The following is a 25,256-nucleotide window of genomic DNA, read 5'->3' as shown; positions in this document are numbered from 1 at the left end:
ATCTACTTATTGAAATATAGTAGTTAGCTGAGCAACCGCTGGTTAATCTGCTTGATCAGACCGGGCCCCTCATAAATAAAACCGGTGTATAATTGTACCAAATCGGCCCCGGCCGAAAGTTTCTCCAGCGCGTCTTCTGGGGTCATGATGCCGCCCACCCCTACCAGCCGCACCTCTTCCGGCAGATGCTGGCGCAGGTACCGCAGCACCTGGGTAGAGGCGCTGGTGAGGGGCTTGCCGCTGAGTCCTCCGGCCCCGATCTCGGTGATCTGGGTTGGGGAAGCATGCAGCCCGGACCGGCTAATGGTGGTGTTGGTGGCAATCACCCCGGCCAGATGGGTCTGGGCCGCAATCTCTACTATGTCGTCTAGCTGGGCCTCGTTCAGGTCTGGGGCAATCTTGAGCAGCAGGGGCTTGGGCTTGGCTTTGCCTTGGTTCCGGTTCTGCAGGTTGCTCAACAAGTCAAGCAAGGGCTCCTTTTCCTGTAACGCGCGCAGGTCTGGGGTATTGGGCGAACTCACGTTCACCACAAAATAATCTACCACGTCATAGAGCGCATCAAAACAAAGGAGGTAATCTTGCAGGGCCTGCTCATTGGGCGTCACTTTGTTCTTACCGATGTTACCGCCCACAATCACGGTGCTTTTGCGGGCCCTGAGCCGTTCCACCGCCTTTTCCACGCCTTCATTGTTGAAGCCCATGCGGTTGATGATGGCGCCGTCTTGCGGCAGCCGGAACAACCGGGGCCGGGGATTGCCCGCTTGCGGCTTGGGCGTGAGCGTGCCAATCTCTATGAACCCGAAACCCAGCTCCGCGAACTCATCAATCATGCGGGCATCTTTGTCAAAACCGGCGGCCAGGCCCACCGGGTTGGGGAACGTGAGTCCGAAGACTTTGCGCTCCAGCCGTGGGTCAGTGACCTGAAACATGCCCCGGCTGATGGATTTGGCCAAAGGAAGCTGGAATCCGGTTTTCAGCGCGGAGGTGGTCAGGTGGTGTACCTTTTCAGGGTCTAGCTGGAACAGTAACGGACGAATGAGATTTTTATACACGGCGGTTCGGGTTTAGGCAAAGATAAAAAAGAATGGCTTGTCCTCTTCAGCGTTTCGCCTGGCAAAGCATTTTAAAGCTTGGAAGAGAGCCCTTGCGCCACCTCCCTAAGCCAATCTGCCACCTCGGTTTTCAACCGGGCGTTGAGGTAAGGCAGGAACAAGGCGATGGTGACTGCCACATAATGTTGGATCTGCGCCGCCTCTGAAAGGGAGTTATTCTTGGGCAACCTGGCGTATTTCACCCAATTGTCTGAAAGAATGAACACTTGCTCAAACAACAAGGGAAACAGGTTGGCATCCACGTCCCCGGCAAAGTCTCCTTTTCTCTTGAACTGCTCAAAAAGGGCCAGAAACATGTCGCGCCGGTTTTGGAAGAGCTGCTGGTAGGCGGCATATACCCGGGGGAATGTCTCCAGGATAGCCGTAGATTCTGTGAAGAGAAAGACGTAGCGGTACATGACGCCGTAGGTTTTGGTAAGGGCCTGTACCAGGAGTTGCGCGGTCAATACCGGGGCTGCCCCCTGCGTATCATACAATTGGGTAGCCTGCGAAGCGATTTCCTCGGCCATGCCAGAAAAGATAGTGAGCACCAACTCCTCCTTCGTTTTAAAATAATACCGCAGGTGCCCATCACTGATGGATAACTCCTGGGCTATATCCCGAAGGGAGGTGTTGCTAATCCCTTTCCGGTTGAAGGCCGCTACCGCCTGGGTCACTATCTCTTCTCTCATCTTAGCTCTTTGGAGCTAAAGTAAGAAAAATTCTATATCTTTGCCTTAGCTCCATTGAGCTAAAGTATATTTTACCATAGGCTCCCACCACGGCAACCCTGGAAGCCACGTTAAACAAACCAGACATGAAAGCCAGCAAGAAATGCCCTCACTGCGGCCATTGGTCGGCCTGGAACCGGCAAATCACCGACCTTTGCGAGAACTGCGGCCAGTTCCTGGACCCCACCGCCCTGGAACGCCAGCAAGCCCAGGAAGAACGGATAGAGGAAGAAAAGAAGCGGTTCACTATTGACCTGATTCAGATCAACCCAGATGATTCTGCCTTTACCAAGCTCTGGAAAGGGATTGGGCTAGGCTTTCAATTGGCCTTTGTAGGCATCATGTCCTTCCTGTTATGGCTCATCGCGCTTTTGGCCGGTTGATCTGGCGTACCTTCACCCCGCTTTTCTGGTGTCTGCTGGTCTTGTACCTGGCGCACAGAGTGCTGGTGTGGAACCAAATTCCCCGGCCCGCGTGGGTACGGTTCTATCTGGATGACCTGCTCTGCCTGCCCATTATCCTTACCGTGGCCTTGTTCCTGATGCGGTTCTTCTTCGGGGCCCGGGTCAGGCTTTCAAAGTACCAGATTGGGTTTGCCGTGCTGTATGTGGCGCTCGTCTTTGAGGTAATCCTTCCTCTTTTTATGCCCCGCTATACCGGTGACTTCTTTGATGTGCTGCTGTACGCGGGCGGCGGTTGGTTCTTTTACTTCTTCCTCAACAAGTAAAGCCGTTTAAAGGGCGGTTTCCTGAAAAGGCATCCAAAACGTTCCCGATATGAACCTGGGCGCACCTTTCCGTATAAGAAGGGCTATGCAGGAAAAAGGAAGGATACACATAGGCACCTCTGGGTGGCACTACAACCACTGGAAGGGAAACTTCTACCCGCCGGGGGTCACCTCAAAGCAGTTCACCGACTATTACGTGCGGTTTTTCGGCACCGTAGAGATCAACAACTCGTTTTATCGCCTTCCCACGGCCCAGACCTTTGCCGCCTGGCGGGAGAGTGTGCCCCAGGATTTCTTGTTCGCGGTGAAAGCTAGCCGGTACATCACGCACATGAAGAAGCTCATAGACCCGCAACAGGGCTTGGGGCAGCTGCTGGGGAACGCCCAGGCGCTGGAGGAGAAACTGGGTCCTATCCTGTTTCAACTGCCGCCTGCCTGGCGCCTGAACCTGGGGCGCTTCCAGGATTTCCTTGCCGCCTTGCCGCCCTACCACCGCTACACCTTTGAGTTCCGGGACCCCAGCTGGTACCACCCGCAGGTCTATGAGCTGCTACGGCAGGAAAACCACGCCTTCTGCATCTATGACCTGGCGGGCCACCAATCGCCCCTGGAAGTCACCGCCGATTTCGTCTACATCCGGCTGCACGGCCCTGAAGGCAAATACGACGGCAGTTACTCTGAGGCCGCCCTCCAAACCTGGGCGTCTCATTGCCGCCACTGGGCCCAGGCAGGAAAAGACGTCTATATCTACTTTGACAACGACATCAACGGCCACGCCCCTGTGAACGCACTTAGATTGCAGGAATTGGTAAAAGAAGTCTTGAGTTCTGAGTCTTGAGTTCTGAGTTGTGAGTCTTGCCAACGAGAACGTTTTCTGGCGCGAGTCTCCAGACTTGTGCCTCCAGATGCCGGGTAGTCTCCAGACTACCCTCGCCGCCACTGCGGCGAAAAGCGGCAAGTGGTTTCAAGTCTCAACTTGGGTTCTCTACACCCCAACCTTTCTGCCCTGATTTGGTAAAAGCAGGCCTAAAGCTCCCCACCTACATCTTCTCAAAGTTACACTGACTCAGGACTCTATACGCAGGACTCTTTTGCCCCCTCGTGCCGTTTTGGGGGCTTTTTTGGAAAACGGACCGGAAAGTGCGTAACCTTGCCGGTTTCATTGGGGTAAGCATAGCTTTTGCCTCGGTTTATACGTTCTTAGCGCATGCCCTTTTTCAACTCTTACTTTGGAAGCTTCTCAGATTGGATCAACACCCGCCGTCGGCGCTGGCTGGCCAGGCATGGGCAAAAACTTTCGTTGCGCTACTGGAAAGCCTTGGACCGGCGGGGCTGGGGAAGGGTGATAGGCAAAGCCGTAGCAGCAGTGTTCCTGGTGTTGTTCGTGTTTTACCTGGCGGTCTACTTTGGGTTGTTTGGTTGGTTGCCCACCAAACGGCAGCTGAAAGCCGTGCAAAACGACATGCCTTCTGAAGTCTACACCGCCGACAGCGTGCTCATTGGCCGCTACTTCATCCAGGACCGCACCAACGTGGCGTATAAGGACATTGCGCCTTCGGCCATTCAGGCCTTGATTGCTACGGAAGATGCCCGCTTCTATGAGCACGGCGGGGTAGATTACCGAAGCGTGGCCCGCGTCTTCTTCAAAAGCTTGCTTTTGCAGGAAGAAGGCTCCGGCGGGGGCAGCACCCTAAGCCAGCAGCTGGCCAAGAACCTGTTTCCCCGCAAGAACCTGGGCTTTCTTTCTATGCCCGTGAACAAGCTGCGCGAGGTGATTTTGGCCCGGCGTTTTGAGGCCATTTACACCAAAGAAGAGATTTTACAGCTGTACCTGAACACCGTGCCCATGGGCGGCAACGTGTACGGCATTGAATCAGCGGCGCGGCGTTTCTTCAACACCTCTGCTGACTCGCTCAAGACCGAGGAAGCGGCTGTGCTCATTGGCTTACTGAAGGGCACCACTTCCTACCACCCCAAATTGTACCCAGAACGCTCTCTGCTACGCCGGAACGTGGTGCTGGCCCAGATGGCCAAGTACGGCTACCTCACCCCAGAACAGAAAGACGCCCTCCAAAAAAAGCCCCTCAACCTCCGCTACAACCCCTACTCGCACCACAGTGGGCTGGCCCCTTACTTTAGGGAACACCTGCGCGAGGAACTGGGTAAATGGGCCGCCCAACAGAAAGACACGGAAGGCGAACCTTACAACCTGTACAATGACGGCCTCAAGATCTACACCACCCTTGACAGCAAACTGCAGCGCCACGCGGAACTGGCCTTGCGGCAGCGCATGAAAGCCCTGCAGGTAGACTTTGACAAGCACTGGGGCAACAAAGCGCCGTGGTCGGGCCAGCCGCAGATCCTGAAGGCTGCTAAGGAACGGTCGCTCCGGTACCGGCGCCACAAAGCCGCCGGCATGTCAGACAAAGAGATAGACGAGGCCTTCAACACCCCCCGCAAGATGCAGGTGTTCCGGTGGCGCGGCGAGGTTGCCCGCACCATGAGCCCCATGGATTCCATCAGGCACTACCTGCGCTACCTGAACGCCGGGTTTGTGGCCATGGAACCTACCAGCGGCTATGTACGAGCCTGGGTGGGCGGCATCAACCATAATTACTTCCAATATGACCACGTGCGCTCGCGCCGGCAGGTAGGTTCTACCTTCAAACCCATTGTGTATGCCGCCGCCATGGAACAAGGCATTGCCCCCTGCTCGTACTTCCCCAATGACCGCCGCGTCTTCCCCGAATACGAGAACTGGTCGCCGCGAAACGCGAACGACGAGTACGGCGGGTCTTATTCCATGCTGGGCGCGCTCACCCATTCGGTGAACACCGTGTCAGTGAATGTGGCCTTGCAGGCGGGCATCCCGAAGGTGGTGCAATTAGCCCACAGTCTGGGCATGACCGGTGAACTCCCTTCCACCCCTTCCCTGGCCCTGGGCACCGCTGATGCCAGCCTGCTGGAGATGGTGGGGGCCTACGCGGCGCTGGCGAACGGTGGCTACCAGATCAAGCCCCGCTACCTCCTGCGCATTGTAGACCGCCAGGGTCGGGTGCTGCTGGACCAGACCAACCGCAACGGACAAGGCAACCATGTGATATCCAGCCAAACCACGGCTCTGCTGCGCCCCATGCTGGAAAGCGTGATAAATGAGGGTACCGGCCGCCGCCTTCGCAATGAATTCCATCTGGCCATGGACATTGCGGGCAAGACGGGCACCACCCAATCACAGGCAGATGGCTGGTTTGTGGGCTACACCCCAGATCTGGTGGCCGGGGCCTGGGTAGGCGGTGAGGATCGCCGCATCCGTTTCCGGGACCTGGAAAAAGGTGGCGGCTCCAACACCGCGCTTCCCATCTGGGGCGGCTTTTTCCAGCGCCTCAGCAAAGACCGCGACTTCCGCCGGTATGCTTACAGCCGTTTCGCCCCGTTGCCCGCGCACCTGCAAGGATACCTGAACTGCCCGCCGTTTCAACCGCCCTTTATAGAAGCCCCGGTGGAACAGGTGGACAATGGTGGCATTGAAGACTTTTTCAGAAAAGGAGGCCGTAAATTCAAAGACCTCTTCAAACGGAAAGGCAAAAAAGATAAGGACAGGGATAGGGAGAAAGATTGGCAAAAGGACCTGGAGAAGGAGATTGAGAAAAGAAGGGAAAGAGAGAAGGAACGAGAAAAAGACCGAGAAAAAGGACGTTGGGGCCGGGATGATTAGCGGGCAACGGGAAACAGACCTGTTTTCTGAAAAGAGAAGCAAAACCTGGTGCGTTCACCTGCGCTTTTCTGTCCCACTCAAGTTCTAGCCTGCACTGTAGAGGACGTGAATTAACTACAGGAATTCTTACGCCGCTGGTAGCAACATCTCCATCTTAAATTGCTCTATCCAAAATGTAGCATCCTCTGCCCTCCGGTAGAGAAAACCCGTTGATATGCACACGTTTGCCGGAGCCGTAGATGGTGATGGACAATTCCATGCTAAAGGTCCTTAAATAGAAACTTCTGAAGGCCTAGATGCTTCTGATCATTCACAAAGGAATTGATTTCAGGGCCGCTTTCGCAGAAACAGCCCTGAAACCAATTCCCTTTTCCTTCCTTCTTCTCTATAAGGCTAACGCGAAGCGAAACGGGGAAAGCCTTTGCCTAATAGGAGCTATTGGCTATCAATTATCTAACCCTTACCACGCATTCCGTCCCCCTTTGAAGGGGGGAGGGGGATGATTTTCCTGCAGATCATGCCATTCCAGAGAATCATTTTTTATCTTCTATGGCTCGGTTATACGCCGTGACTCTCTAACACGAGTGGAAGTAAATCCAGGCCATTGATGGCTAATAAGAAGTGGAGGAATGATGATTCTTCTGACCAACTGTGCCTGAGAATCATTTTTCTCCTTCGCCTATGATCTGTAGATGGTTCTTCTACTGCCCTGGTCATCCCCCTCCCCCCTTCCAAGGGGGACGGAATGCATACTCTATTTTGAGCAAAGAGCGAGATTGGCAGGTTTAGAGGCTTCAGAAACAGAAAAGCCTCACCCGTCTTTCAACCGGTGAGGCTTTTACTTTTATTCTGATTTGTTTTACCTCTGATTTCTGAAAATAAGAGGTAAAACCAAGGCTTCTATCTATCTACTTCCGGTTCTTTTCCAGCGTTACCTTGGCCCGGTGGCAGATGCCTCCCAAGGGCGGGTTGAACTTGGAAACGCTTACTTTGACCTGCTGCACAAACGGGAATTCCTGCATGATGGCTTCCATGATGCGGTGGCCCAGGTGCTCTAAGAGGCGGGCCGGAAGGCTCATCTCGTGCAGCACCAGTTTGTAGAGCCTTTCGTAATTCACGGTCTCGTCCAGGTTGTCTGAAGCAGCGGCGGCGTGCAAATCCGTCTGGATGTAGAGGTCTACCCCGTACTTGTTGCCTATCTTCTGCTCTTCGTCATAGAACCCGTGGAAGGCAAAGAACTCCATGCCTTCCAGCGCAATCTGGCCCATAAACGTCTGAACTAGATCTCGTCAAAGAAAGAACCGCGGCTGCTGGCTACCGCCGGGGCCGGTTTGGCCTGGGTAGTCATGGGCGGCTGCACCTCTGGGGTGGTAGGCACCGGGCTTTCCCGCTCTGGCTCTGGCTCCTCTATGGGGCTAGGGCTGGGCGAAGGAACGGTATCTGGCCTAGGCTCTTCAATCTCCGGGGCCGGGGTAGGCGTGTTAGGCACTGATGGTCTGGGGGGCACAATCTCAGGGGTGCGCGGGTGCACATCTGGCGTAGGGTTGTGCATGGGCGTGGCCGGAATAGTGCCGGGCGTAGCCGGAATGGATTCGCGGCTTCCGCCACCGCCTATTTCGTATCCGCCGTCCTGCGGCTGGTCAGTGAAGGCAGAGGCCGGTACGTTGGCCGGTTTGGAAACCGGAGTGGCCGGGGCTATGGGTGCTGAGGTGAATGTGTTCATGGCAGTATCGTTTTCGTCATCGGGCCGCTGCGCTTTGATTTGGGCGGCTCTTTGTAAGATACTGGCAAGCGAGGCTTTAGGTTTTGACCTGGTTTTCTCTACCTTGTCTAGGGCGTCAGAGGCAAGGTTCTGCAGGTCGCGCACCATGTTCTCCAGGTAATCTTCCAGGCGCAGGTAGTCCTGCTCCAGGTTCTTTACCTCGGCGTGCATTTCTGCCACCGTTTTGTCAGCCTGCAGGTAGGCGCTTTCCAGTACGCTGCGGGCCTTCTGGCGGGCAGCCTCCAGCACCTGGTCGGCTTTGAGCTGGGCCTCGCGCACCTGCAGGTCAGCGGCTTTGGAGGCCTGCTCTACAATGCTGGTACTGGTGTCCTCGGCGGTCTTGAGGGTTTTGTAAAGAGAAGATTCCACCTCGCGTAGTTTCTGGACTTCGCGGCCGGCCACTTCCAACTTCAGGCGCAGGTCTTTGTTCTCGTCCTGCAGTTTTTCCCATTGCTGGGAGAGCGTGAGCAGAAACGCCTGCACCTCCTCTTTGTCCAGGCCCCTAAACGCTTTCTCAAACGTTTTCTGTCTGATTTCTAATGGTGTAATCTTCATACTTCCTTCAAGGTTAACGCCCAAACCGCAATGCTGCGGTCATCACTACACGAAACTAACTGATTCAAATGAGCCGACCAAAACAATTTGTTGACAGAGGTACCATGGCCGGCGTGGCGGGCTTTGTCTATCACTTTCAATAATTTGAACGTCTGGGCATCCCACACCTTCACAGATTTGTCCATGCTACAGGTGGCAAACAGCCGCCCGTTGGGGCTGAACGCGAGGTGGTTCAACGTGAACAGATGCGCGATGATGCTGCGGTGCTCCCGGTACTGTTGGCCTGTTTCCCACACCCGCAGGTGGGCGTCACGGCTGCCGCTGAGCAGGTATTGTCCGTCTGGAGTATATGCCATGGTGAACACTGAGCCGGTATGTCCTTCTAACGTCTGCCTTACCGCCAGCGTCTCCCGGTCCAGAATTAAAATCCGGTGGTCGCTCAAGCCCAGGGCCAACTCAGCCCCTGAAGGGTGCAGGGCCAGGCACCGTACGCTCTTCTCAGAGAACGGCAGCACCTTGAGCACCACCAGCTTTTCCAGGTCTACCACTGCCAAAGAACCGTTGCCCAGGGCCAGGAAAGCACGCTGGCTTGGCCAGTCATACTGGATGTCAAAAATGGCGGCGGGCGGCAGCGGAATGGTTTTCACCATGGTTTTCGCCGCCAGGTCCAGCACCTCCAAGCTGTTGTGGTTGTGCCCGATCAGGAGCCAGTTGCGTTCCGGGATGTATTTGAGGGCGTACACGCTGGAGCTGACCTTGGCCACCAGTTCCCCGTTTTCGGGCTGGGTCAGGTCCCAGAGCGCCACCATGCCATCGGCCCCGGCCGAGAAGAATTTCTGGGGCTCGGGAGCCCGTTCCAACGTGTACACGCAGTCGCGGTGCCCGGTGAGGGTGGTGATTTTCTGAACCTGAAACGGGCTGGCCATGGCAAAGGGGAAAAGTAAGGGAAGCTATTTTTGCCTAAATTTACCAAAAACAGCCCAATAACCGTTTCTTCCGTTTGTACCTATGCCGCTCCTTCCACCCAAGCCCCTGTCTTCCATTTCGCTTCTTGGACTTTGGCAGGTAGAAGAGCCCGAGGAGGCGCTACGCGAACAGTTGCTTTCCCGCCGGCCCGGCCATGAGATACCGGCGTTCAAAGCATTAAGCCGCACCAGAGAATGGCTGGCGGCGCGTGTGCTGGCCTATACCCTGCTAGACCAGCTGGGCGCCCCGCCCCTGTCGCTGCACACCCAGCCAACCGGCGAACCGGCTTGCTCGGTGGAGGGCTGGGAGGTTTCGCTCACGCATTCGGGGCCGTGGGTGGGGGCGCTGGTTTCGGGCTCGCACAGAGTTGGCATAGATATTGAAATACTGGGAACCAAAGCCCCCCGGCTGGCCCCCCGCTTCCTGACCGAGGAAGAATTGGCCGCCGTCGCAGAAGACCCCGAGAAAGCCCACCTGTACTGGAGCGCTAAGGAAACGCTCTACAAAGTGTACCGCCATCGCAAGCTGGACTTCCAAGAGAATCTGCGGCTGCAAGACTTTGAACGGCAACCGTCGGGCACCTTTACCGGCCGCATCTGCACCGAGTCATTTGACCAAAATTACGACGTGCACTATGAGGTGCACCCGGCGTTTGTGCTGACGTACGTGCTGGCTTCTCTGTAAAAATCGCTTTCTTGCCCAGATGGGGCCGGTGCTACTGCCGTTTTACTCCCTTTTTTCAGGAAATAGCCCTAAAAGGCCAACCTGCTGTTACACCTTGAACTGACCACTATGAAAAGATACCTTACCTTCTTCCTCGCCCTGCTTTTGACCAGCACTGTTTTTGCGCAAACCGGTTACCGCGTAGGCGGAAAGGTGGAGAATTTCACCCTCAAAGATGCCCAGAACCAGGCGGTGGAACTGGCCAACTTCAAAGACGCCCCCTTGCTGGTGGTAGTGTTCACCAGCGTGAGTTGCCCCTATGCCCGGCTCTATGAAGGCCGCCTGCAAACCCTATCCCAGAACTATGCCGGCAAAGGCGCGCGCTTTGTCTACGTAAATACCACCATTGGCCTGGAAGAAGGCAGCCAAACCGACAAAGCCCAACCAGACCGCCCCAGCACCCAGAACTTCCCATACCTCATTGACGAAGGCCAGCAACTGAGCAAGCAGTTCGGGGCCACCAAGGCTCCTGAGGTGTTTGTGCTCCAAAACTCCCCGGACGGTTTCTACCTCCGCTACAAAGGCGCCATTGACGACAATCCGCAGGCTGAGAATTACGTGAAAGAACGCTATCTGGCAGGGGCATTAGATGCCTTATTAGCTGGCCGATCCGTGGCAAATGCCGAACGCCGGGCCACCGGTTGTCTGATCAAGCGGTTCTAAACCCGGTTTCTGGGGTTATTTTTAGAAAAAGCCTTAGAATCGGAAATCATAGAACAAGCCTGCTGCTTCTGCGGCAGGCTTTTCTTTTTGCCGCAGGTTGATTGATAGATTACCCGCCGTGGTTAGTGTTCTCACCAACAACTTGTACTGCAGAGGCAGACGCAAGGGCAACCACAAGGGATTGCCCCTACCTTCTGGAATCGTGGTCATACGTTACTTCCAACGCAAAAAATCCGCTGCCACAAAGGTCAAACCAGACTACTGTTTTAGGCATGTTTTCAGAAAACAGCCCAAAAAAAGGACTTCTAAGAATCCACGGTTTTACCTTTGTCATTCTTAATTCCTAATTCTTAATTAAAAAGATGGATTTCCTGGACCCAGCCCTGAATGCCTACAGCGAGGCCCATACCACCCCAGAGACGCCGCTGTTGCACCGCCTCAACCGTGAGACCCACCTGAACGTGATGAAGCCGCGCATGCTCTCGGGACACTTGCAGGGGCGCACCCTGGCCATGTTCTCGCAGATGCTGCGGCCGCGCCGGATTCTGGAGATTGGCACCTACACCGGCTACTCGGCTCTGTGCCTGGCCGAAGGATTAACCGAGGACGGGGTGCTCCATACCATTGACGTGAACGATGAACTGGAAGACATGGTGCGCGGCTATATCGCAGAGGCTGGGTTGGAGCAAAAGATACAACTCCACTTGGGCCAGGCCGCTGACGTGATTCCCACTTTAGACGAAGTCTGGGATCTGGTCTTCATTGACGCCGACAAGAAAAGCAACGGCCTGTACTATGACCTGGTACTGGACAAAGTACGCCCGGGCGGCTTTATCCTCATTGACAACGTGCTCTGGAGCGGCAAGGTGGTAGAGAAATTCCGGCCCCGCCTAGACAAAGACACCGAGCTGGTGCTGGACTTCAACCGCAAGGTGCACGAAGACCCACGGGTAGAAAACCTGCTCCTGCCCATCAGAGACGGTATTCTGGTGGCCCGTAAAAAGTAATCCACAACTTGTGGATAAGCCCGTGGAAAAGACCGTGGATAAATTTTTACGGGCCCTTTGCTTCCTTCGCCTTGTCAAAATCGACTACTTTGTATAGAACCTACCAGTACAACCCATTACCGGTTAGCTATTTAGCCCACGGCAATTCCAACTTTACTAGAACATAGGTTTTCTACTATTCTTTTACCTTTCCCACGATAAATAGATGAAAAAATCTTTATCGCTCCTGTTACTCAGCCTGTTGTGTCTGGTAGCGCAAGCCCAAAACCCCGTAGTTCCCAATAACCTGTATTTCGCTGACATCCACCTGCAGATCAAGGATGAAGCGCGCGCCGATATCCAGAAGCTGGTGGATGCCCTGATCAAGCACCCGGGCTACTTCCAGAAGAAGGTAGAACTGGCCGATGCCTATTTCCCTTTCGTGGAGCAGGCGTTCAAGCAGGAAGGCGTGCCCACCGATTTTAAATACCTGGCTTTGCAGGAAAGCGGCCTGGTTTCAGACGCAGTTTCCACCTCTAACGCGGTAGGTTTCTGGCAGTTCAAGGAAGGGTCAGCCACGGAGCTGGGAATCAGGGTGAACGGTTTGGTAGATGAGCGCAAGCACATCATTGAGTCTAGCCGTGGGGCCGCCAAGTACCTGTTGCGCAGCAACGCCTACTACAAGAATTGGTTCAACTCCCTGTTGTCTTACTACCAAGGCCTCAACGGTACCAAAGCCCTCACCAAAACCTCAGACATTGGGGCCAAGAAAATGGAGGTCACGAGCCAGACAAACAAATACCTGCTTACCTTCCTGGCGCACAAAGTGGCCTATGAGAACGCCATCGGCAAAAACCCCAACCCCACCATTACCCTGCAGCCGGTAAAAGCCACCCCTGGCCAAACCTTGATGGAGATAGCCATGGCCGCCCAGGCAGATGCCGCCGAGGTGGAACGCTACAACAAATGGCTCATGGCTTCCACGGTACCATCAGACAAAGAGTATACCGTGATGATACCCTATGTTTCCGGGGTTTCGCGCCCCGTTCTGGCCCAGGCGGCCGGACCAGTTAGGAAATCAACCAGGATCACCACAGCTGCCGTGCGTAAACCGCAAGACAGCGTAGGCAGAATCAAAGGCTTCTTCCACACGCTGAAAGCGAAGCTGAACAACACCTACACCCCACAAGCCGTAGTAGCCCAACCCGGTGACACCAAAGACATGCTGGCCCTGCAGGGGAATATCTCTACCAGCAAATTCCTGCGCGTGAACGATTTGCAGAGCACAGACCAAATTGAGGCGGGCCAAACCTATTACGTACAGGGCAAGCGAGGCAAAGCCAAAGACAAGGAGTTCCACATAGCTCAGCGCGGCGAAACCCTGCATGATATTTCCCAGAAATACGCCATCAAATTGAGCAGATTATTGGCCAAGAACCGCATGCAAAAGGGAGAGACCCTGGAACCAGGCCGCGTGGTGTGGCTGCAGGAAACCCGCCCTACCAGCATTCCGGTAGAGATCAGACCGCTGGAGGAAGAGGAAGAGCCAAAAGAGATCTTGTCTCTGAAATTAGACCCTGTTGCCCAACCAGCCACCACCAAGACACCAGCTGCAGGCACCCCTAAAGCAGGTGCCGTGAGCGTGGAAGTAGAAGACCCAGCCGCTGCCCCGTATGTAAAGAAGACCCCGCAGGGCGAAGAAGCCGCTGCTGCCTATCCGGCCAAGAAACCAGCGGCCACGGCCAAACCAGCTCCGGTTTTAGAGCGCAGAGCCCCGGAAGAAGCGGTGATCAATGACGTACAGGTATCAGCGACATCTGCTGCTGACCGCCACGTAGTAGAAAAAGGCGAGACCCTGTATTCCATCTCCAAGAAGTATTCCGTTTCCATGGAAAACCTTCTGGCCTGGAATAACTTGGAGGTGAACGCGCCTTTGGCCCTGGGCAAAGAATTGGTGCTCACCGGTTCCGCCACTTCGGCCAAACCAGCTACTGCCCCTGCCGCTACGCCTGCTCCTGCTACCGCCGCCCCGGTTTCTTCGGCCACCCAGCCTGCTTCAGGCGCGCACACTATAGCCCCCGGTGAGACGCTTTACTCTATCTCCCGCAAATACGGCGTATCAGTGCAAGACTTGCAGACCTGGAATAGCCTGGGCACAGGCGCCATCTCCATCGGACAGAAATTAACCGTTTCTGCCCCGGTTTCAGAAAACGCCGCGCAAACGGAAACCACCGCCCCTGCCCCTGCTACCCCCACCGATACCGTTACCCACAAAGTAGCCCCCGGTGAGTCTATGTATGGCATCTCCCGCAAATACGGGGTCACCCTGCAGGAAATCATGGAGTGGAACAACAAAACCGACTACAACGTGAGCATTGGCGAAAGCCTCCTCATCAAACCGAAGAAATAAAATTCATATTTTCTTTCACCTGCATAAAAGAGAAGGGCCAGCGTTAAAAGCTGGCCCTTCTCTTTTAGCGGGACTTTTTGAAAATCAGGCCATAAAAGGACATTCTAAGGCTTCACTTTTGTCAGCTCTTGTTGCCATTTTGCTATTAGGCCTGGGGTTTCAGGTTTGTCCGGTTGTGTTGTTCTTTTTGAGGCTGTCGCCTCACTGTAGTTTCAAACTTCAGGCATTTTGGGTTCAAGTTGAAAACTTGAACCCTGGGTTAATTTTGTTGGGGGAAGGATTGTATATGAGTCAGGAAAGGCGGCTAAGGTTGAAAGGTTTCTACTATGGCGCGGATTTACTTCCGTGACTAACAATACAGGAAGGGAAAGGCACGGAAATAAATCCGCGCCATAAAGGGGAGCCAAGACCTCACAGGTTTTCAAAACCTGTGAGGTCTACCACCGCCATCTTTCCCAGGAAGGGAACACCTTTGCAGGAGAAAGGAATGCGTAAGAGACAAGGCGGTGCCTGGTCTCTACAGTTGTCTATATAACCACCTTTCCTAACTTTTCCCTGTTCCAGTCATTCCCGAGCGCGCCTCGCTTTTGGCCATAGATAGACACATGCTAAGAGAAACAGACTGTTCAGGCCGAAAGGGCAGTGCGAGCGGGGAAGACGGGGCCTCGCGGCCGTGAGCGCACGGAGGGCAGCAATGCAACCAGGCGGCATAAGGGCCTCGCTAAATGCACTCGCTACGCCAGCAAGGACCAAATGCATGCACATAAGCATACCTTAAATGCAAAAAGCCGAAAGAAGAGCAGACGAAAATGCTAAAGTGCACCCCAGCTATGACGGTTCATCCAGAGGAAAAGGTTTTCCTCTGCGAACGTGAGACAAGGCAGTGCCTGGTCTCTACAGAAGACCCTAAAGGAGAAAAACCCATAAATGGCAATATAGATCTTACAGAAAATTTCCCATTGGCTGAATGGGCCAATACCTATTCCAAAACAAGAAGGCAAAAATCTCTCACTTCTCTTTCTTACATCTTTCCTCCCTCCGGCGGAGAAGAAAGCGTGGAAGCCGTCTGTAGCCCTTGGGCAATCTCGGGCAGAATGCCCAGCCGCTGGTAAATAGGAACCACCAAGGGTCGGGTGTGGGGCAGGTTCAGCACGAAGGGGATGATGCTCAGGAGGCAGATAAAACCGCAACCCAGCAAAGTGTACGTCACCCCCACTTGCTCTGCCACCCAACCCGCCAACAAGCTCCCAATGGGCGCCATGCCCATAAACGCCATGGAATAGAAACTCATGACGCGGCCCCGTTTGTCATCGTCTACAATGGTCTGGAGCAAGGTATTGGTGGAGGCCATCCGCAGGATCATGCCCAGCCCCGCCACAAAAATGCCCAGCAAAGAGAACACCATGGTTTGGGAAAGGGCAAAAGCCATGAGCCCCAGGCCAAACAGTACCGAGGCCACCACGATCACGCGCCCCAGGCCCAGCACCGACTTGCGAGAGGCCAGGTACAAGGCACCCAGAAGCGCCCCTACCCCGGAAGCCCCCATCAACAAACCCAGGGTACCGGCGTCGCCCCCCAGCACGTCACGGGCGAAGACCGGCATGAGCACCGTAAAGGGCATCCCGAACAGACTGAGGGTGGCAATCAGCAGGAGCAGGTCGCGGATGGGCGCAAACCCGAAGGCGTAGGTGAAGCCTTCGCCCAATGATTTAAGGACCTGCGTATCTTGTTTCTGCCGCTCCTGGCGGGGCAGGCGCATGAGAAGCAGTGAGGCCAGCACGGCAAAATAGCTGAGTGCGTTAAGCAGGAAACACAGGCCTTCGCCCACCGTGGCAATGATGGCACCCGCTACGGAGGGGCCCACCAAACGGGCCATGTTGAACATAGAGGAATTCAAAGCGATGGCGTTGCTCAGGTCTTCCCGCTTTTCCACCAGTTGCACCACAAAAGATTGCCGGGCGCTCATGTCAAACGCGTTTACTACCCCCGCAAACACCCCCAGCGCCATGATGTAGGGAACGGTGACGGTATGGGTCAGCACCAGAGCTGCCAGGGTACCCGCTTGCAGTAGTAGCAGGAACTGCGTGAACAGCAACACACGGTGCCGGTTGAACCGGTCAGAGATCACGCCTGCAAACGGGGCCAGCAGAAAAGACGGAATCTGGTTCGCGAAACTGACCATGCCCAGAAAAAACACCGAGTCGGTGAGGCGGTACACGAGCCAGCTCATGGCAATCTGCTGCATCCAGGTGCCAATGAGCGAAACACCCTGCCCCATAAAAAACAGGCGGTAGTTGCGGTACTGTAGTGCGCGGAACATTCCGCCCAGGCGGGAAGTCTTTTGGGTAAGGGAGGATTCTTCCATGGACATCAGGCCCTTGGAGGCCGGTCCTATGTACGCACACAATGCCCTGCTATGTTCTGGCAATTGTTCTGCTGCCTCTTCCCCACCCTGCCGTTTTCAGGCGCTCTTTCCATAAACGGCTGCCAAAACAAGGCCCAGGCCTAATCTCTTTTCTTCACGCAGGTTTATTTCCAGCCTATTTTTCGGATACCAGAATCAATCTACCCTCGGTCTCTTATCCCGCCAAAGGCTTGAGGAAAAAGGGCTTCTACCTGGCAGAGGGGTTGCTTCCTGGTAGCCAAGGGCCGCCCTGGCGACTGGCATTAGGGAGGAAGGAAGAGTTTTAGGCCGAGGCCTTTACGCCCTTCCCGCATCTTCTAAAAATTACCTTCGTAAGAAATCACTGAGAACTTTTTGAGAACCAATAACCTACAAAAAAAGGCATGAACTATTCTTTGAAACCCCTCCAAGAGCAAGTGATCGTGATTACAGGCGCCTCCAGCGGCATAGGGCTAGCCACCGCCCTGGCCGCGGCCAAGAAAGGCGCTACCGTGGTGCTGGCCGCCCGTAACCGGGAAGCCTTGCTAGAGATAGAACAGGAAATCAGAAGTCAGGGCGGAAAAGCCTTCCACTGCGTGGCCGATGTAGGCCGGAAAGAGGAGGTGCAGTGGATAGCCCAAGTGGCCCTGCAGGAATGCGGGGGCTTTGACACCTGGATCAATGACGCCGGAGTCTCTATCTACGGGCGATTAGACGAGGTGAGCGATGAAGACAACCGTCGCCTGTTTGACACCAATTTCTGGGGCGTGGTGTATGGCTCGCAGATAGCGGCTCAGCATTTGAGAAGCAAAGGCGGCGCCATCATCAACGTGGGCAGCGAGGTTTCTGACATCGCCATCCCGCTGCAAGGCATGTATTCAGCCAGCAAGCACGCGGTGAAAGCCTATACAGACGCGCTGCGCATAGAGCTCATGGAAGACAAAGCCCCGGTGTCTGTCACGCTGATCAAGCCCGCCGGAATTGATACGCCTTACCCAGAACACGCCAAAAACTACACCGACAAAGCCCTCACCCTCCCGGCCCCGGTGTACACGCCAGAGGAAGTAGCGGCCGCCATCCTGCACGCGGCCGTGCATCCGCACCGCGACATCATGGTAGGCGGCGGCGCCAAAGCCATGAGCGCCCTGAACAAACGGTTCCCAGGCGCCATGGACTGGATCAGCTCCAAGATCATGAGCAAAGAGCAATTACTAGACGAGCCGCCGGTGAACAAAGCCGGCTCTCTGCACCAGCCTTCCACCGCCGGCAACGTGCGCGGCAACCACAAAGGCTACGTGATGAAAACCAGCCTGTACACCCGCGCCGTGATGCACCCGGTAGCCACCAGTGCCATTCTTGCGGCGGCAGGCGCCACCGTTTATGCCCTGTTTAACAGAAAAGCCCTGAAAAACCTCAGCTTCCCAAAGGGCAACACGCCTAAAAAAGAGGACAGCTATGCCAGCACAGACACCACCATCACCCAAACTACCCTGCTGGAAAGCGAGCGGTATCCTAACTATGACCGTGACTTAGGTGATGATACCTATACTGGTCAGGATACGCATTTAGGAACCGGCCGAAGCTCTGGCCTGGTAGGTGATGGTGATGCAGAGGATACCAGATGGTAAGGCACCCGCAATAGAAACATGACCCACAGCCAGTGAAAGGGTGTTCCCAAGTAGAATAGGTACTTCGGGAACACCCTTTTCTATGCTGAATGAGTATTTTTTCTGGAACCATAAACGGTGTGGCTTGGTAGCACCGCTTCTCCTCCACCAAAGTCCCTCCCTTGCGTATATGGAACAACTTCACAGTTCTTTCCCAGAAGACCCACCTCTTGCTTAACCCCTTGGCTATGACAAAGAAAAAGGTACAAACAGCTATTACCCCGGCTAAATTAAACCGCATTATCCCCAAAGGAAAACTGTTGGCCATTGGTGGCAAAGAAGACAAAGGCGAAGGACAACCTGACGAGAAGCCAGAGAACATCAATTTCATCAGTGAGCAGGTCCTGAAACGGTTTGTGGCCGAGCTGCGGGGAGACAACCCCATGGTGCTGGTAATCCCCACCGCCTCTGAGATCCCTGAAGAATCATCCCAGGATTACGTCACCCTCTTCAAGGAACTGGGCGTCACCAATGTGCAGGTAGCGGATATCAGGAACCGGCCAGACGCCAATCTGCCAGAATACCTGGAGATGATCAAAAACGCGGCGGGCATCATGTTCACCGGCGGCGACCAATTGCGCCTTACCGCCATCTTCGGCGGCTCTGATGCCCTCCAGGCCATGAAAGAACGCTACATTTATTCCAACATCATCATTGCCGGCACCAGCGCCGGCGCCGCAGCCATGTCTACCCCCATGATCTATGAAGGGGAATCGCAGGGCGGCTATATCAAAGGAGATGTAAGAATGACCACCGGGTTGGAGTTCCTGAAGAATGTGGCCATAGACACGCACTTTCTCACCCGGGGTCGTATTGTGCGCATGACCCAGGCCATCTGCACCAACCCAGAATGCATTGGTATAGGGTTAGAGGAAGACACCGCCATTCTGGTGACCGATGGCGGAAAAATGGAGGTGGTGGGCAGCGGTTTGGTAACCGTGGTAGACGGCATGGGCATCACCGAGTCCAACATCTACGAGATAGAGAACGGGCAACCGTTCACGGCCAAAGGCCTGCGGGTACATTTACTGGGCAATGAGGATACCTACCTGATTCCCGCCTATGAAAGGCTCCAGCTCCAATAAAACAAAGAAGTGTTTCAGGCCCGTTTAGGGGTAAACAGGCTTGAAACATAAACGTTAGCGGTTGGGCTGGTCCCGGGCGATTTGCTTGTCAAAGTAGAAAGTCCCAAACGGCACCAGTGACCAGAAGAAGGCGGCGGCCGCTTTCTTGAAAGACCACCGGTACTCAATCCAGACCTGCAGCAACAGGAAAGCGAAAAGCACAAACAGCACCCCGTGCACCATGCCTGGGTACTTCACCGCTGTTTCCATACCGCCCAGATACTTCATGGGCATGGCAATGAACAACAGAACCAGGTAAGAAATGCCTTCTACAATGGCTACCAGCCGAAAACGGCCCAAGGAGTTATTTAAGGAGAGATTCATAAGAACAGAAGAGCGTTGAAAGGCCAAAGGTACCGCCTCAAGCCCTGAAACCCAAGGCTTTTCCCCTTCTCTGAGCCTGAAAAGCTGCTCCTGCCGCTATTTTCCCGGCCAAGTACCAAGGGTTCCTGTTTTTGCACCGCTTCCTGAAAAACAGGCCTGAAACCCCAGTTGTTTATCTCCTCATTTTCAAAAAACAAGCCTTTTTCGCCCTCCCCGTAGCGCAACTTTTCGGCCGGCTTCCGGTGTTTATTTTGTAACTTCGTAGTCCGTTTCGGGTTTCTTTTCAACTCAGGACGCAAGACTCAGAACTCTAGACTCTTTACCGCTGTGCCAGATTTTTCCCACCTCCACACCCACACCCAATATTCGCTCCTGGACGGGGCCGCCAGCATCAGCGGACTCATGAAAAAGGCCTCTGCTGATGGCATGAAAGCCGTGGCCATGACCGACCACGGCAACATGTTTGGGGCGTTCAACTTCGTGGCCGAGGCCAACAAGTACAACGTGAAACCCATTGTGGGCTGCGAGTTCTACCTGGTGAATGACCGGCACCAGAAAACCTTCACCAAAGAGCAGAAAGACGTGCGCCACCACCAGCTCCTGCTAGCCAAAGACCAGGAAGGCTACCAGAACTTGGCCAAGCTCTGCTCCTACTCCTACATTGACGGCTTGTACAGCAAATGGCCGCGCATTGACAAGGAACTGTTGGTGAAATACCACAAAGGCCTCATTGCCACTTCCTGCTGTATTGGCGCCGAACTGCCCCAAGCCATTCTCTGGAAAGGCGAGGAAGAGGCCGAGAAACTTCTGCAGTGGTGGCTGGATTTGTTCGGCGAGGATTTCTACATTGAGATTCAGCGCCACGGGCTCATGAACATTGACGGCACTGGCCTGAGCCAGGAAGACGTAAACCAGGTGCTGCTCAAATTTGCCATCAAGTACAACGTCAAGGTTATCTGTACCAATGACTCGCACTACGTAGAGCAGACCGACTGGAACGCGCACGACATCCTGTTGTGCGTGAACACCGGTGAGCAGGAAAGCGTACCCGTGGGTGATTTCCAGACGCAGTATTTCCGGATGATGTCGGGCAGCGGCGAGGTGATTTACGACACGCTCACCAACATCCGGAACACCTATGGCAACGACGAGAACGTGCGGCGCATGCTCTACCGCATTGAGGAAGAACAGCAGAAACCGCGCCCGCAAGACCGTTTCGGGTTCCCGAATGATCAGTTCTACTTCAAGAGCCAGGCCGAGATGAACCAACTGTTCTCGGATGTGCCCTTTGCCGTGGACAACACCAACGAGATAGTAGACAAGATTACGCCGCCCAAGCTGCAGCGCGATATCCTGTTGCCCAACTTCCCGCTTCCTCCGGAGCACCCCACCGCCGACTTGTTTTTGCGGCACTTAACGTTTGAGGGCGCCAAGAAACGTTACCATGAGATTACCCAGGAGGTGGAGGAGCGCCTGAACTACGAGCTGGGCATCATTGAGACCATGGGTTTTGCGGGTTACTTCCTCATCACCCAGGACTTCATCAACAAAGGCCGCAGCATGGGCGTGGCCGTGGGTCCGGGCCGGGGTTCGGCGGCGGGTTCTGCCGTGGCCTACTGCGTGGGTATCACCAACATTGACCCCATTAAGTACGCCCTCCTGTTTGAGCGTTTCCTCAACCCGGAGCGGGTGTCCATGCCCGATATTGATATTGACTTCGATGACGTGAACCGCCAGCGCGTGATTGACTACGTGGTAGACAAGTACGGCAAAACGCAGGTGGCCCAGATTATTACCTTCGGTACCATGGCTGCCAAGTCTTCTATCAAAGACGTGGCCCGCGCGATGGACTTGCCCTTGTCTGAGGCCAATGAACTGGCCAAGATGGTTCCTGAGGTGCCCGGCACTACGCTGGCCAAAGCCTTCATAGAATCACCGGAGCTGGCTTCTATCAGAGATGGCAGTGACCTGCGGGCGAAGGTTTTGAAGCTGGCCGAAAAGCTGGAAGGCTCGGTGCGTAACACCGGTATCCACGCGGCGGGCGTGATTATCGCGCCAGATGACATCACCAACTACATTCCGGTCTCCACCTCCAAGGACTCTGACCTCTTGGTGACGCAGTTTGACGGCAAGGTGATTGAAAGTGCCGGTATGCTGAAGATGGACTTTTTGGGCCTGAAAACCCTGTCCATCCTGAAGGATGCTATGGCACTCATCAAGCGGAACCACGGCGTAGAGATTGATATTGACAACATTCCGCTGGACGACGAGAAAACCTACGCCCTCTACCAGCGCGGCGACACCATCGGTACGTTTCAGTTTGAGAGTGAGGGCATGCGCATGTACCTCAAAGACCTCAAACCCACCAACATCGAGGATTTGATTGCCATGAACGCCCTGTACCGTCCGGGCCCGATGCAGTTCATTCCGAACTTCATTAACCGGAAACAAGGCCGCGAAGAAGTGGAATACCCGCACATCCTGCTGGAACCGCTCTTGAAAAACACCTATGGCATCATGGTGTACCAGGAGCAGATTATGCAAACGGCGCAGGTACTGGCGGGCTACTCCCTAGGTGGTGCGGATTTGCTCCGCCGTGCAATGGGTAAGAAGGACATGAAGAAGATGGCCCAGGAGCGCGAGAAATTCGTGGCCGGCGCCAAGGAGATTCATAATATTCCGGCCAAGCACGCCTCTGAGGTGTTTGACGTGATGGAGAAATTTGCGCAGTACGGTTTCAACCGCTCGCACTCCGCCGCCTACTCCGTTGTCGCTTACCAAACCGGTTACCTCAAGGCGCATTACCCCGCCGAGTACATGGCCGCCGTGCTCACCCACAACATGAACGACATCAAAAAGGTGACGTTCTTTATTGAGGAGGCGCGCAAGCAGCAGATTCAGGTACTGGGCCCCGACGTGAACGAATCCATCCACCAGTTCAACGTGAACCAGCAGGGGCAAATCCGCTTTGGCATGGGCGCCGTGAAAGGCACCGGTGAGGCTGCCGTGGAAGCCATTATTGAGGAGCGCGAGAAAACCGGTCCCTACACCGATGTCTTTGACTTCGCGAAGCGCGTGAACCTGCGTGCCGTGAACAAGAAAACGTTTGAAAGCCTGGCCCAGGCCGGGGCGTTTGACTCGTTTGAACGCTACCACCGCGCCCAGTACATAGAAACCCCTCCTGGCGAAACCATTAACCTGCTGGAAAAGGCCGTCCGCTTCGGGAACCAGTTCCAGGCCGAGAAAAGCGCCGCCCAGCAGTCGTTGTTCGGCGGGGGCGGGGCCGTAGACATGCCGTTGCCCAAAGTGCCAGACGTACAGCCCTGGTCGCTGACCGAGATGCTCCGCCGCGAGAAAGAGGTGATTGGCTTCTACCTGTCAGGCCACCCGCTGGACCAGTTCAAGCTGGAGATTGACTCGTACTGCACCTGTAGCCTGGACCGCATTGAGGAGTTCAAAGGCCGTGACGTGAACGTGGCCGGCATCATCAGCAACGTCGTCATGCGCACCGGTAAAAACGGCAACCCGTTCCTGCTCTTCTCTCTGGAAGACTATGACAACACCATGGGCCTGGCCTTGTTTGGGGAAGACTTCGTGAAGTTCTCGCCCTACGTAAAAGAAGGCATGTACCTGTTCATCCGGGCCAAAGTAACCTTGCGCTATAAGTCAGAAGACCAGTGGGAACTGAAGCCACTCTCTATGCAGCTTTTAAGTGACGTAGCCGAGAAAATGGCCAAAGGCGTACGCATGGACATTGACATCCGCAACATCAACGCCCTGCTCATTGACCGCCTGGAAGAGGCCGCCATTGCCAGCCCCGGTCAGAAAAAGCTGGAACTGGTGTTGACCGAGCCCGGGGAACGATTGGCGGTGGAGTTGTTCTCTAGAAAATATAGAATTGACCCGAAGACTTTTTTGCAGAACGTGAAGGAGTTGGAGGTGGCGACGTGTCAGTTGATATAGCTTCGCGGTAGCACGTAGCGCTTAGCAAGAAGGGAAAGCCCAGTTAAGAAGATGTTCTTAACTGGGCTTTCCCATATTTGGGCTATTCCGATGAAAAGAGGATTAAAACGAACACGCCGTCTGCTCTATCCGCTCTTCCGGATTTACCAATCCGGAATTTCTCTGTCGGGGATTTATCAATCCCCGTGCCCACGCTTTTTTCAATGGGCGGGCAACGGGGATCTGGAGATCCCCGACAGAGTGGTTCGGGATTGGTAAATCCCGAACAGCAGCAACAGCAGCGATTGATAAATCCCGAACAGCAATTGCAGCAATTGAATAAAACTAAAAGCACCTTACAGCAACTACAGCGGTCTGGGTACAACAGATTAAGTGGCAGCACCGTAGGTTTCTGCATGGGCATCAAAAACAAAATCCATGAGGGCTATCTCTACTATTTAACTTTGACAGTGGTGGATTGGGTAGATGTTTTTACGCGCCCAGTTTATCGGCATATCATAATTGATTCCCTTAAATTCTGCCAGGAAAAGAAAGGCTTGGAGATTTATGCGTGGGTTCTGATGAGCAACCACCTACACCTGATTGCTTCAGCCAAAGAAGGATTTCACTTGTCTAACATTCTCCGGGACTTCAAGAAATTTACCAGCAGAAGTTTGGTAGAAGCCATTCAAAAGGAAAACGAGAGCAGAAAGGAATGGATGCTACACCGGTTTCAATTTCCGGCCAACGTGAAAAGCAAAGTGACCAACCATCAATTCTGGCAGGAGGGGAACGAAGCAAAAGAAATTCACTCTAATGAATTTCTGCAGCAAAAACTCAATTACATCCACCAAAACCCGGTGAGGGCAGAATGGGTACTGGAACCCGAGCATTACCTCTACAGTTCTGCCCAAGACTATGCGGGCATGCCCGGCTTGCTAAAAGTACTACTACCAGACTAAGTTATTTAGGGCCTCCTCCTCCCTCCTCTTTGCGATTCTACCTCAAAACTTTGCGCTTCCGGATTTACCAATCCGGAAGCCTTCTGTCGGGTATTTTCTAATCCCCGTGCACCCGCTTACCTAACTGGCCAGCACCGGGATTGGTAAATCTCCACAGGTAAGTCCGGGATTGTAAATCCAGAACAGCGGTTTGCTAAATCTCGAACGGCGGTTTCTCTGTTTTTAGGCTAATTTCAAGGCAACAGGCCAAAACGCGTTGTACCATCCATCTAAAATCCTTATCTTTGTCTCAACCTTCGGGTTCTTGGCTTTTCCGGTTTAAAGTTGGCTTCCACCTCTTTCTACTAGAAAAGCCTTGTTTTTTTATGGGCCAACTCATTTCAAAGAGACGCACAAGTATCTCACGGGCAAGGGCAAGCGGTCATTCTGTCACGCCTGTTTCTTTGGGGCGCTGTCCCAACCTTTTCCCTGAGAAACAGTAGATATACTTACTTTTGGCTTTTCCGGGAACAGTTCCCGTTCCAC

At 54.4% G+C, this 25,256-nt stretch carries 20 protein-coding genes; 13 read left to right on the top strand and 7 right to left on the bottom strand.

Going from position 1 to position 25,256, the window contains the following annotated elements; translation table 11 throughout:
• Window positions 1–23 precede the first annotated feature (23 nt).
• Window positions 24–1,052 carry a quinone-dependent dihydroorotate dehydrogenase gene (locus tag FOE74_RS06445; RefSeq protein WP_149097770.1) on the bottom strand — a complete coding sequence of 343 codons (1,029 nt, stop codon included), beginning with the start codon at window positions 1,050–1,052 and terminating at the stop codon, window positions 24–26.
• Between the two features lie 71 nt (window positions 1,053–1,123).
• Window positions 1,124–1,783 (bottom strand): TetR/AcrR family transcriptional regulator, encoded by a 660-nt coding sequence (locus tag FOE74_RS06440; RefSeq protein ID WP_149097769.1) that lies wholly within the window; start codon window positions 1,781–1,783, stop codon window positions 1,124–1,126.
• 125 nt (window positions 1,784–1,908) lie between these two features.
• Here FOE74_RS06440 and FOE74_RS06435 point away from each other — a divergent pair, with 125 nt between their 5' ends.
• The 4 genes from FOE74_RS06435 (at window position 1,909) to FOE74_RS06420 (ending at window position 6,264) form a co-directional block, all read left to right on the top strand.
• Complete coding sequence (locus FOE74_RS06435) at window positions 1,909–2,205, top strand: hypothetical protein (protein WP_149097768.1); 297 nt, start codon at window positions 1,909–1,911, stop codon at window positions 2,203–2,205.
• A complete protein-coding gene (locus tag FOE74_RS06430; protein ID WP_149097767.1) occupies window positions 2,178–2,549 on the top strand; it encodes a hypothetical protein in 372 nt (123 codons plus the stop codon). The genes FOE74_RS06435 and FOE74_RS06430 overlap by 28 nt, the downstream gene beginning before the upstream one ends.
• Before the next feature lie 85 nt (window positions 2,550–2,634).
• Window positions 2,635–3,387, top strand: coding sequence for a DUF72 domain-containing protein (locus FOE74_RS06425; protein WP_149097766.1), 753 nt, complete (start codon window positions 2,635–2,637; stop codon window positions 3,385–3,387).
• 369 nt (window positions 3,388–3,756) lie between these two features.
• On the top strand, window positions 3,757–6,264 hold the full coding sequence (locus tag FOE74_RS06420) for a penicillin-binding protein 1A (RefSeq protein WP_149097765.1): 2,508 nt from the start codon (window positions 3,757–3,759) through the stop codon (window positions 6,262–6,264).
• Between the two features lie 908 nt (window positions 6,265–7,172).
• Here the strand turns inward: FOE74_RS06420 and folB are convergent.
• Genes folB through FOE74_RS06405 form a run of 3 tightly spaced genes read right to left on the bottom strand, consistent with a single transcriptional unit; the run spans window position 7,173 to window position 9,507 of the window.
• Complete coding sequence (folB, locus tag FOE74_RS06415; RefSeq protein ID WP_149097764.1) at window positions 7,173–7,532, bottom strand: dihydroneopterin aldolase; 360 nt, start codon at window positions 7,530–7,532, stop codon at window positions 7,173–7,175.
• An 11-nt stretch (window positions 7,533–7,543) separates the two neighbouring features.
• Complete coding sequence (locus FOE74_RS06410; RefSeq protein ID WP_149097763.1) at window positions 7,544–8,581, bottom strand: DivIVA domain-containing protein; 1,038 nt, start codon at window positions 8,579–8,581, stop codon at window positions 7,544–7,546.
• Entirely contained in the window at window positions 8,578–9,507 is a 930-nt protein-coding gene (locus FOE74_RS06405) for a WD40 repeat domain-containing protein (protein ID WP_149097762.1), read from the bottom strand. The genes FOE74_RS06410 and FOE74_RS06405 overlap by 4 nt, the downstream gene beginning before the upstream one ends.
• An 82-nt stretch (window positions 9,508–9,589) precedes the next feature.
• Here FOE74_RS06405 and FOE74_RS06400 point away from each other — a divergent pair, with 82 nt between their 5' ends.
• The 5 genes from FOE74_RS06400 (at window position 9,590) to FOE74_RS06380 (ending at window position 14,678) form a co-directional block, all read left to right on the top strand.
• Entirely contained in the window at window positions 9,590–10,231 is a 642-nt protein-coding gene (locus tag FOE74_RS06400; RefSeq protein WP_149097761.1) for a 4'-phosphopantetheinyl transferase superfamily protein, read from the top strand.
• Window positions 10,232–10,339: 108 nt separating this feature from the next.
• Window positions 10,340–10,933: a redoxin domain-containing protein gene (locus FOE74_RS06395; RefSeq protein WP_149097760.1), complete on the top strand. Its 594-nt coding sequence runs from the start codon at window positions 10,340–10,342 to the stop codon at window positions 10,931–10,933.
• A gap of 362 nt (window positions 10,934–11,295) precedes the next feature.
• Complete coding sequence (locus FOE74_RS06390; RefSeq protein WP_149097759.1) at window positions 11,296–11,940, top strand: O-methyltransferase; 645 nt, start codon at window positions 11,296–11,298, stop codon at window positions 11,938–11,940.
• Between the two features lie 205 nt (window positions 11,941–12,145).
• Window positions 12,146–14,329, top strand: coding sequence for a LysM peptidoglycan-binding domain-containing protein (locus FOE74_RS06385; protein WP_149097758.1), 2,184 nt, complete (start codon window positions 12,146–12,148; stop codon window positions 14,327–14,329).
• Window positions 14,295–14,678 (top strand): hypothetical protein, encoded by a 384-nt coding sequence (locus tag FOE74_RS06380; protein WP_149097757.1) that lies wholly within the window; start codon window positions 14,295–14,297, stop codon window positions 14,676–14,678. The genes FOE74_RS06385 and FOE74_RS06380 overlap by 35 nt, the downstream gene beginning before the upstream one ends.
• A gap of 672 nt (window positions 14,679–15,350) precedes the next feature.
• Here the strand turns inward: FOE74_RS06380 and FOE74_RS06375 are convergent.
• Window positions 15,351–16,694 carry an MFS transporter gene (locus tag FOE74_RS06375; protein WP_149097756.1) on the bottom strand — a complete coding sequence of 448 codons (1,344 nt, stop codon included), beginning with the start codon at window positions 16,692–16,694 and terminating at the stop codon, window positions 15,351–15,353.
• Window positions 16,695–17,116: 422 nt separating this feature from the next.
• Between FOE74_RS06375 and FOE74_RS06370 the strand changes: the two genes are divergently transcribed.
• Both FOE74_RS06370 and FOE74_RS06365 read left to right on the top strand, forming a co-directional pair.
• Window positions 17,117–18,340: an SDR family oxidoreductase gene (locus FOE74_RS06370; RefSeq protein WP_149097755.1), complete on the top strand. Its 1,224-nt coding sequence runs from the start codon at window positions 17,117–17,119 to the stop codon at window positions 18,338–18,340.
• 227 nt (window positions 18,341–18,567) lie between these two features.
• On the top strand, window positions 18,568–19,464 hold the full coding sequence (locus FOE74_RS06365) for a cyanophycinase (RefSeq protein ID WP_149097754.1): 897 nt from the start codon (window positions 18,568–18,570) through the stop codon (window positions 19,462–19,464).
• Between the two features lie 54 nt (window positions 19,465–19,518).
• On the opposite strand, the gene FOE74_RS06360 is transcribed toward FOE74_RS06365, so the two are convergent.
• Complete coding sequence (locus tag FOE74_RS06360) at window positions 19,519–19,827, bottom strand: DUF3817 domain-containing protein (protein ID WP_149097753.1); 309 nt, start codon at window positions 19,825–19,827, stop codon at window positions 19,519–19,521.
• Window positions 19,828–20,154: 327 nt separating this feature from the next.
• On the opposite strand from FOE74_RS06360, the gene dnaE reads away from it, so the two are divergent.
• Together dnaE and FOE74_RS21445 are read left to right on the top strand one after the other, a co-directional pair.
• Window positions 20,155–23,790, top strand: a complete 3,636-nt coding sequence (gene dnaE / locus FOE74_RS06355; protein WP_149097752.1) for a DNA polymerase III subunit alpha — start codon at window positions 20,155–20,157, stop codon at window positions 23,788–23,790.
• Between the two features lie 77 nt (window positions 23,791–23,867).
• Window positions 23,868–24,731, top strand: coding sequence for an REP-associated tyrosine transposase (locus tag FOE74_RS21445; RefSeq protein ID WP_225840710.1), 864 nt, complete (start codon window positions 23,868–23,870; stop codon window positions 24,729–24,731).
• Window positions 24,732–25,256 lie beyond the last annotated feature (525 nt).

Origin of the sequence: Rufibacter glacialis (assembly GCF_008271745.1) — a bacterium.
Lineage (GTDB): Bacteria > Bacteroidota > Bacteroidia > Cytophagales > Hymenobacteraceae > Nibribacter > Nibribacter glacialis.
Note: the sequence above shows the minus strand (reverse complement) of the source record. Positions and strands in the feature narration are given on the sequence as shown.

Bases quoted from the DNA above. Each gene is read 5' to 3' on its own strand.
- FOE74_RS06440 (WP_149097769.1), bottom strand. From the start codon at position 1,783: ATGAGAGAAGAGATAGTGACCCAGGCGGTAGCGGCCTTCAACCGGAAA.
- FOE74_RS06435 (WP_149097768.1), top strand. From the start codon at position 1,909: ATGAAAGCCAGCAAGAAATGCCCTCACTGCGGCCATTGGTCGGCCTGG.
- FOE74_RS06430 (WP_149097767.1), top strand. From the start codon at position 2,178: ATGGCTCATCGCGCTTTTGGCCGGTTGATCTGGCGTACCTTCACCCCG.
- FOE74_RS06425 (WP_149097766.1), top strand. From the start codon at position 2,635: ATGCAGGAAAAAGGAAGGATACACATAGGCACCTCTGGGTGGCACTAC.
- FOE74_RS06420 (WP_149097765.1), top strand. From the start codon at position 3,757: ATGCCCTTTTTCAACTCTTACTTTGGAAGCTTCTCAGATTGGATCAAC.
- folB (WP_149097764.1), bottom strand. From the start codon at position 7,532: ATGGGCCAGATTGCGCTGGAAGGCATGGAGTTCTTTGCCTTCCACGGG.
- FOE74_RS06410 (WP_149097763.1), bottom strand. From the start codon at position 8,581: ATGAAGATTACACCATTAGAAATCAGACAGAAAACGTTTGAGAAAGCG.
- FOE74_RS06405 (WP_149097762.1), bottom strand. From the start codon at position 9,507: ATGGCCAGCCCGTTTCAGGTTCAGAAAATCACCACCCTCACCGGGCAC.
- FOE74_RS06400 (WP_149097761.1), top strand. From the start codon at position 9,590: ATGCCGCTCCTTCCACCCAAGCCCCTGTCTTCCATTTCGCTTCTTGGA.
- FOE74_RS06395 (WP_149097760.1), top strand. From the start codon at position 10,340: ATGAAAAGATACCTTACCTTCTTCCTCGCCCTGCTTTTGACCAGCACT.
- FOE74_RS06390 (WP_149097759.1), top strand. From the start codon at position 11,296: ATGGATTTCCTGGACCCAGCCCTGAATGCCTACAGCGAGGCCCATACC.
- FOE74_RS06385 (WP_149097758.1), top strand. From the start codon at position 12,146: ATGAAAAAATCTTTATCGCTCCTGTTACTCAGCCTGTTGTGTCTGGTA.
- FOE74_RS06375 (WP_149097756.1), bottom strand. From the start codon at position 16,694: ATGGAAGAATCCTCCCTTACCCAAAAGACTTCCCGCCTGGGCGGAATG.
- FOE74_RS06370 (WP_149097755.1), top strand. From the start codon at position 17,117: ATGAACTATTCTTTGAAACCCCTCCAAGAGCAAGTGATCGTGATTACA.
- FOE74_RS06365 (WP_149097754.1), top strand. From the start codon at position 18,568: ATGACAAAGAAAAAGGTACAAACAGCTATTACCCCGGCTAAATTAAAC.
- FOE74_RS06360 (WP_149097753.1), bottom strand. From the start codon at position 19,827: ATGAATCTCTCCTTAAATAACTCCTTGGGCCGTTTTCGGCTGGTAGCC.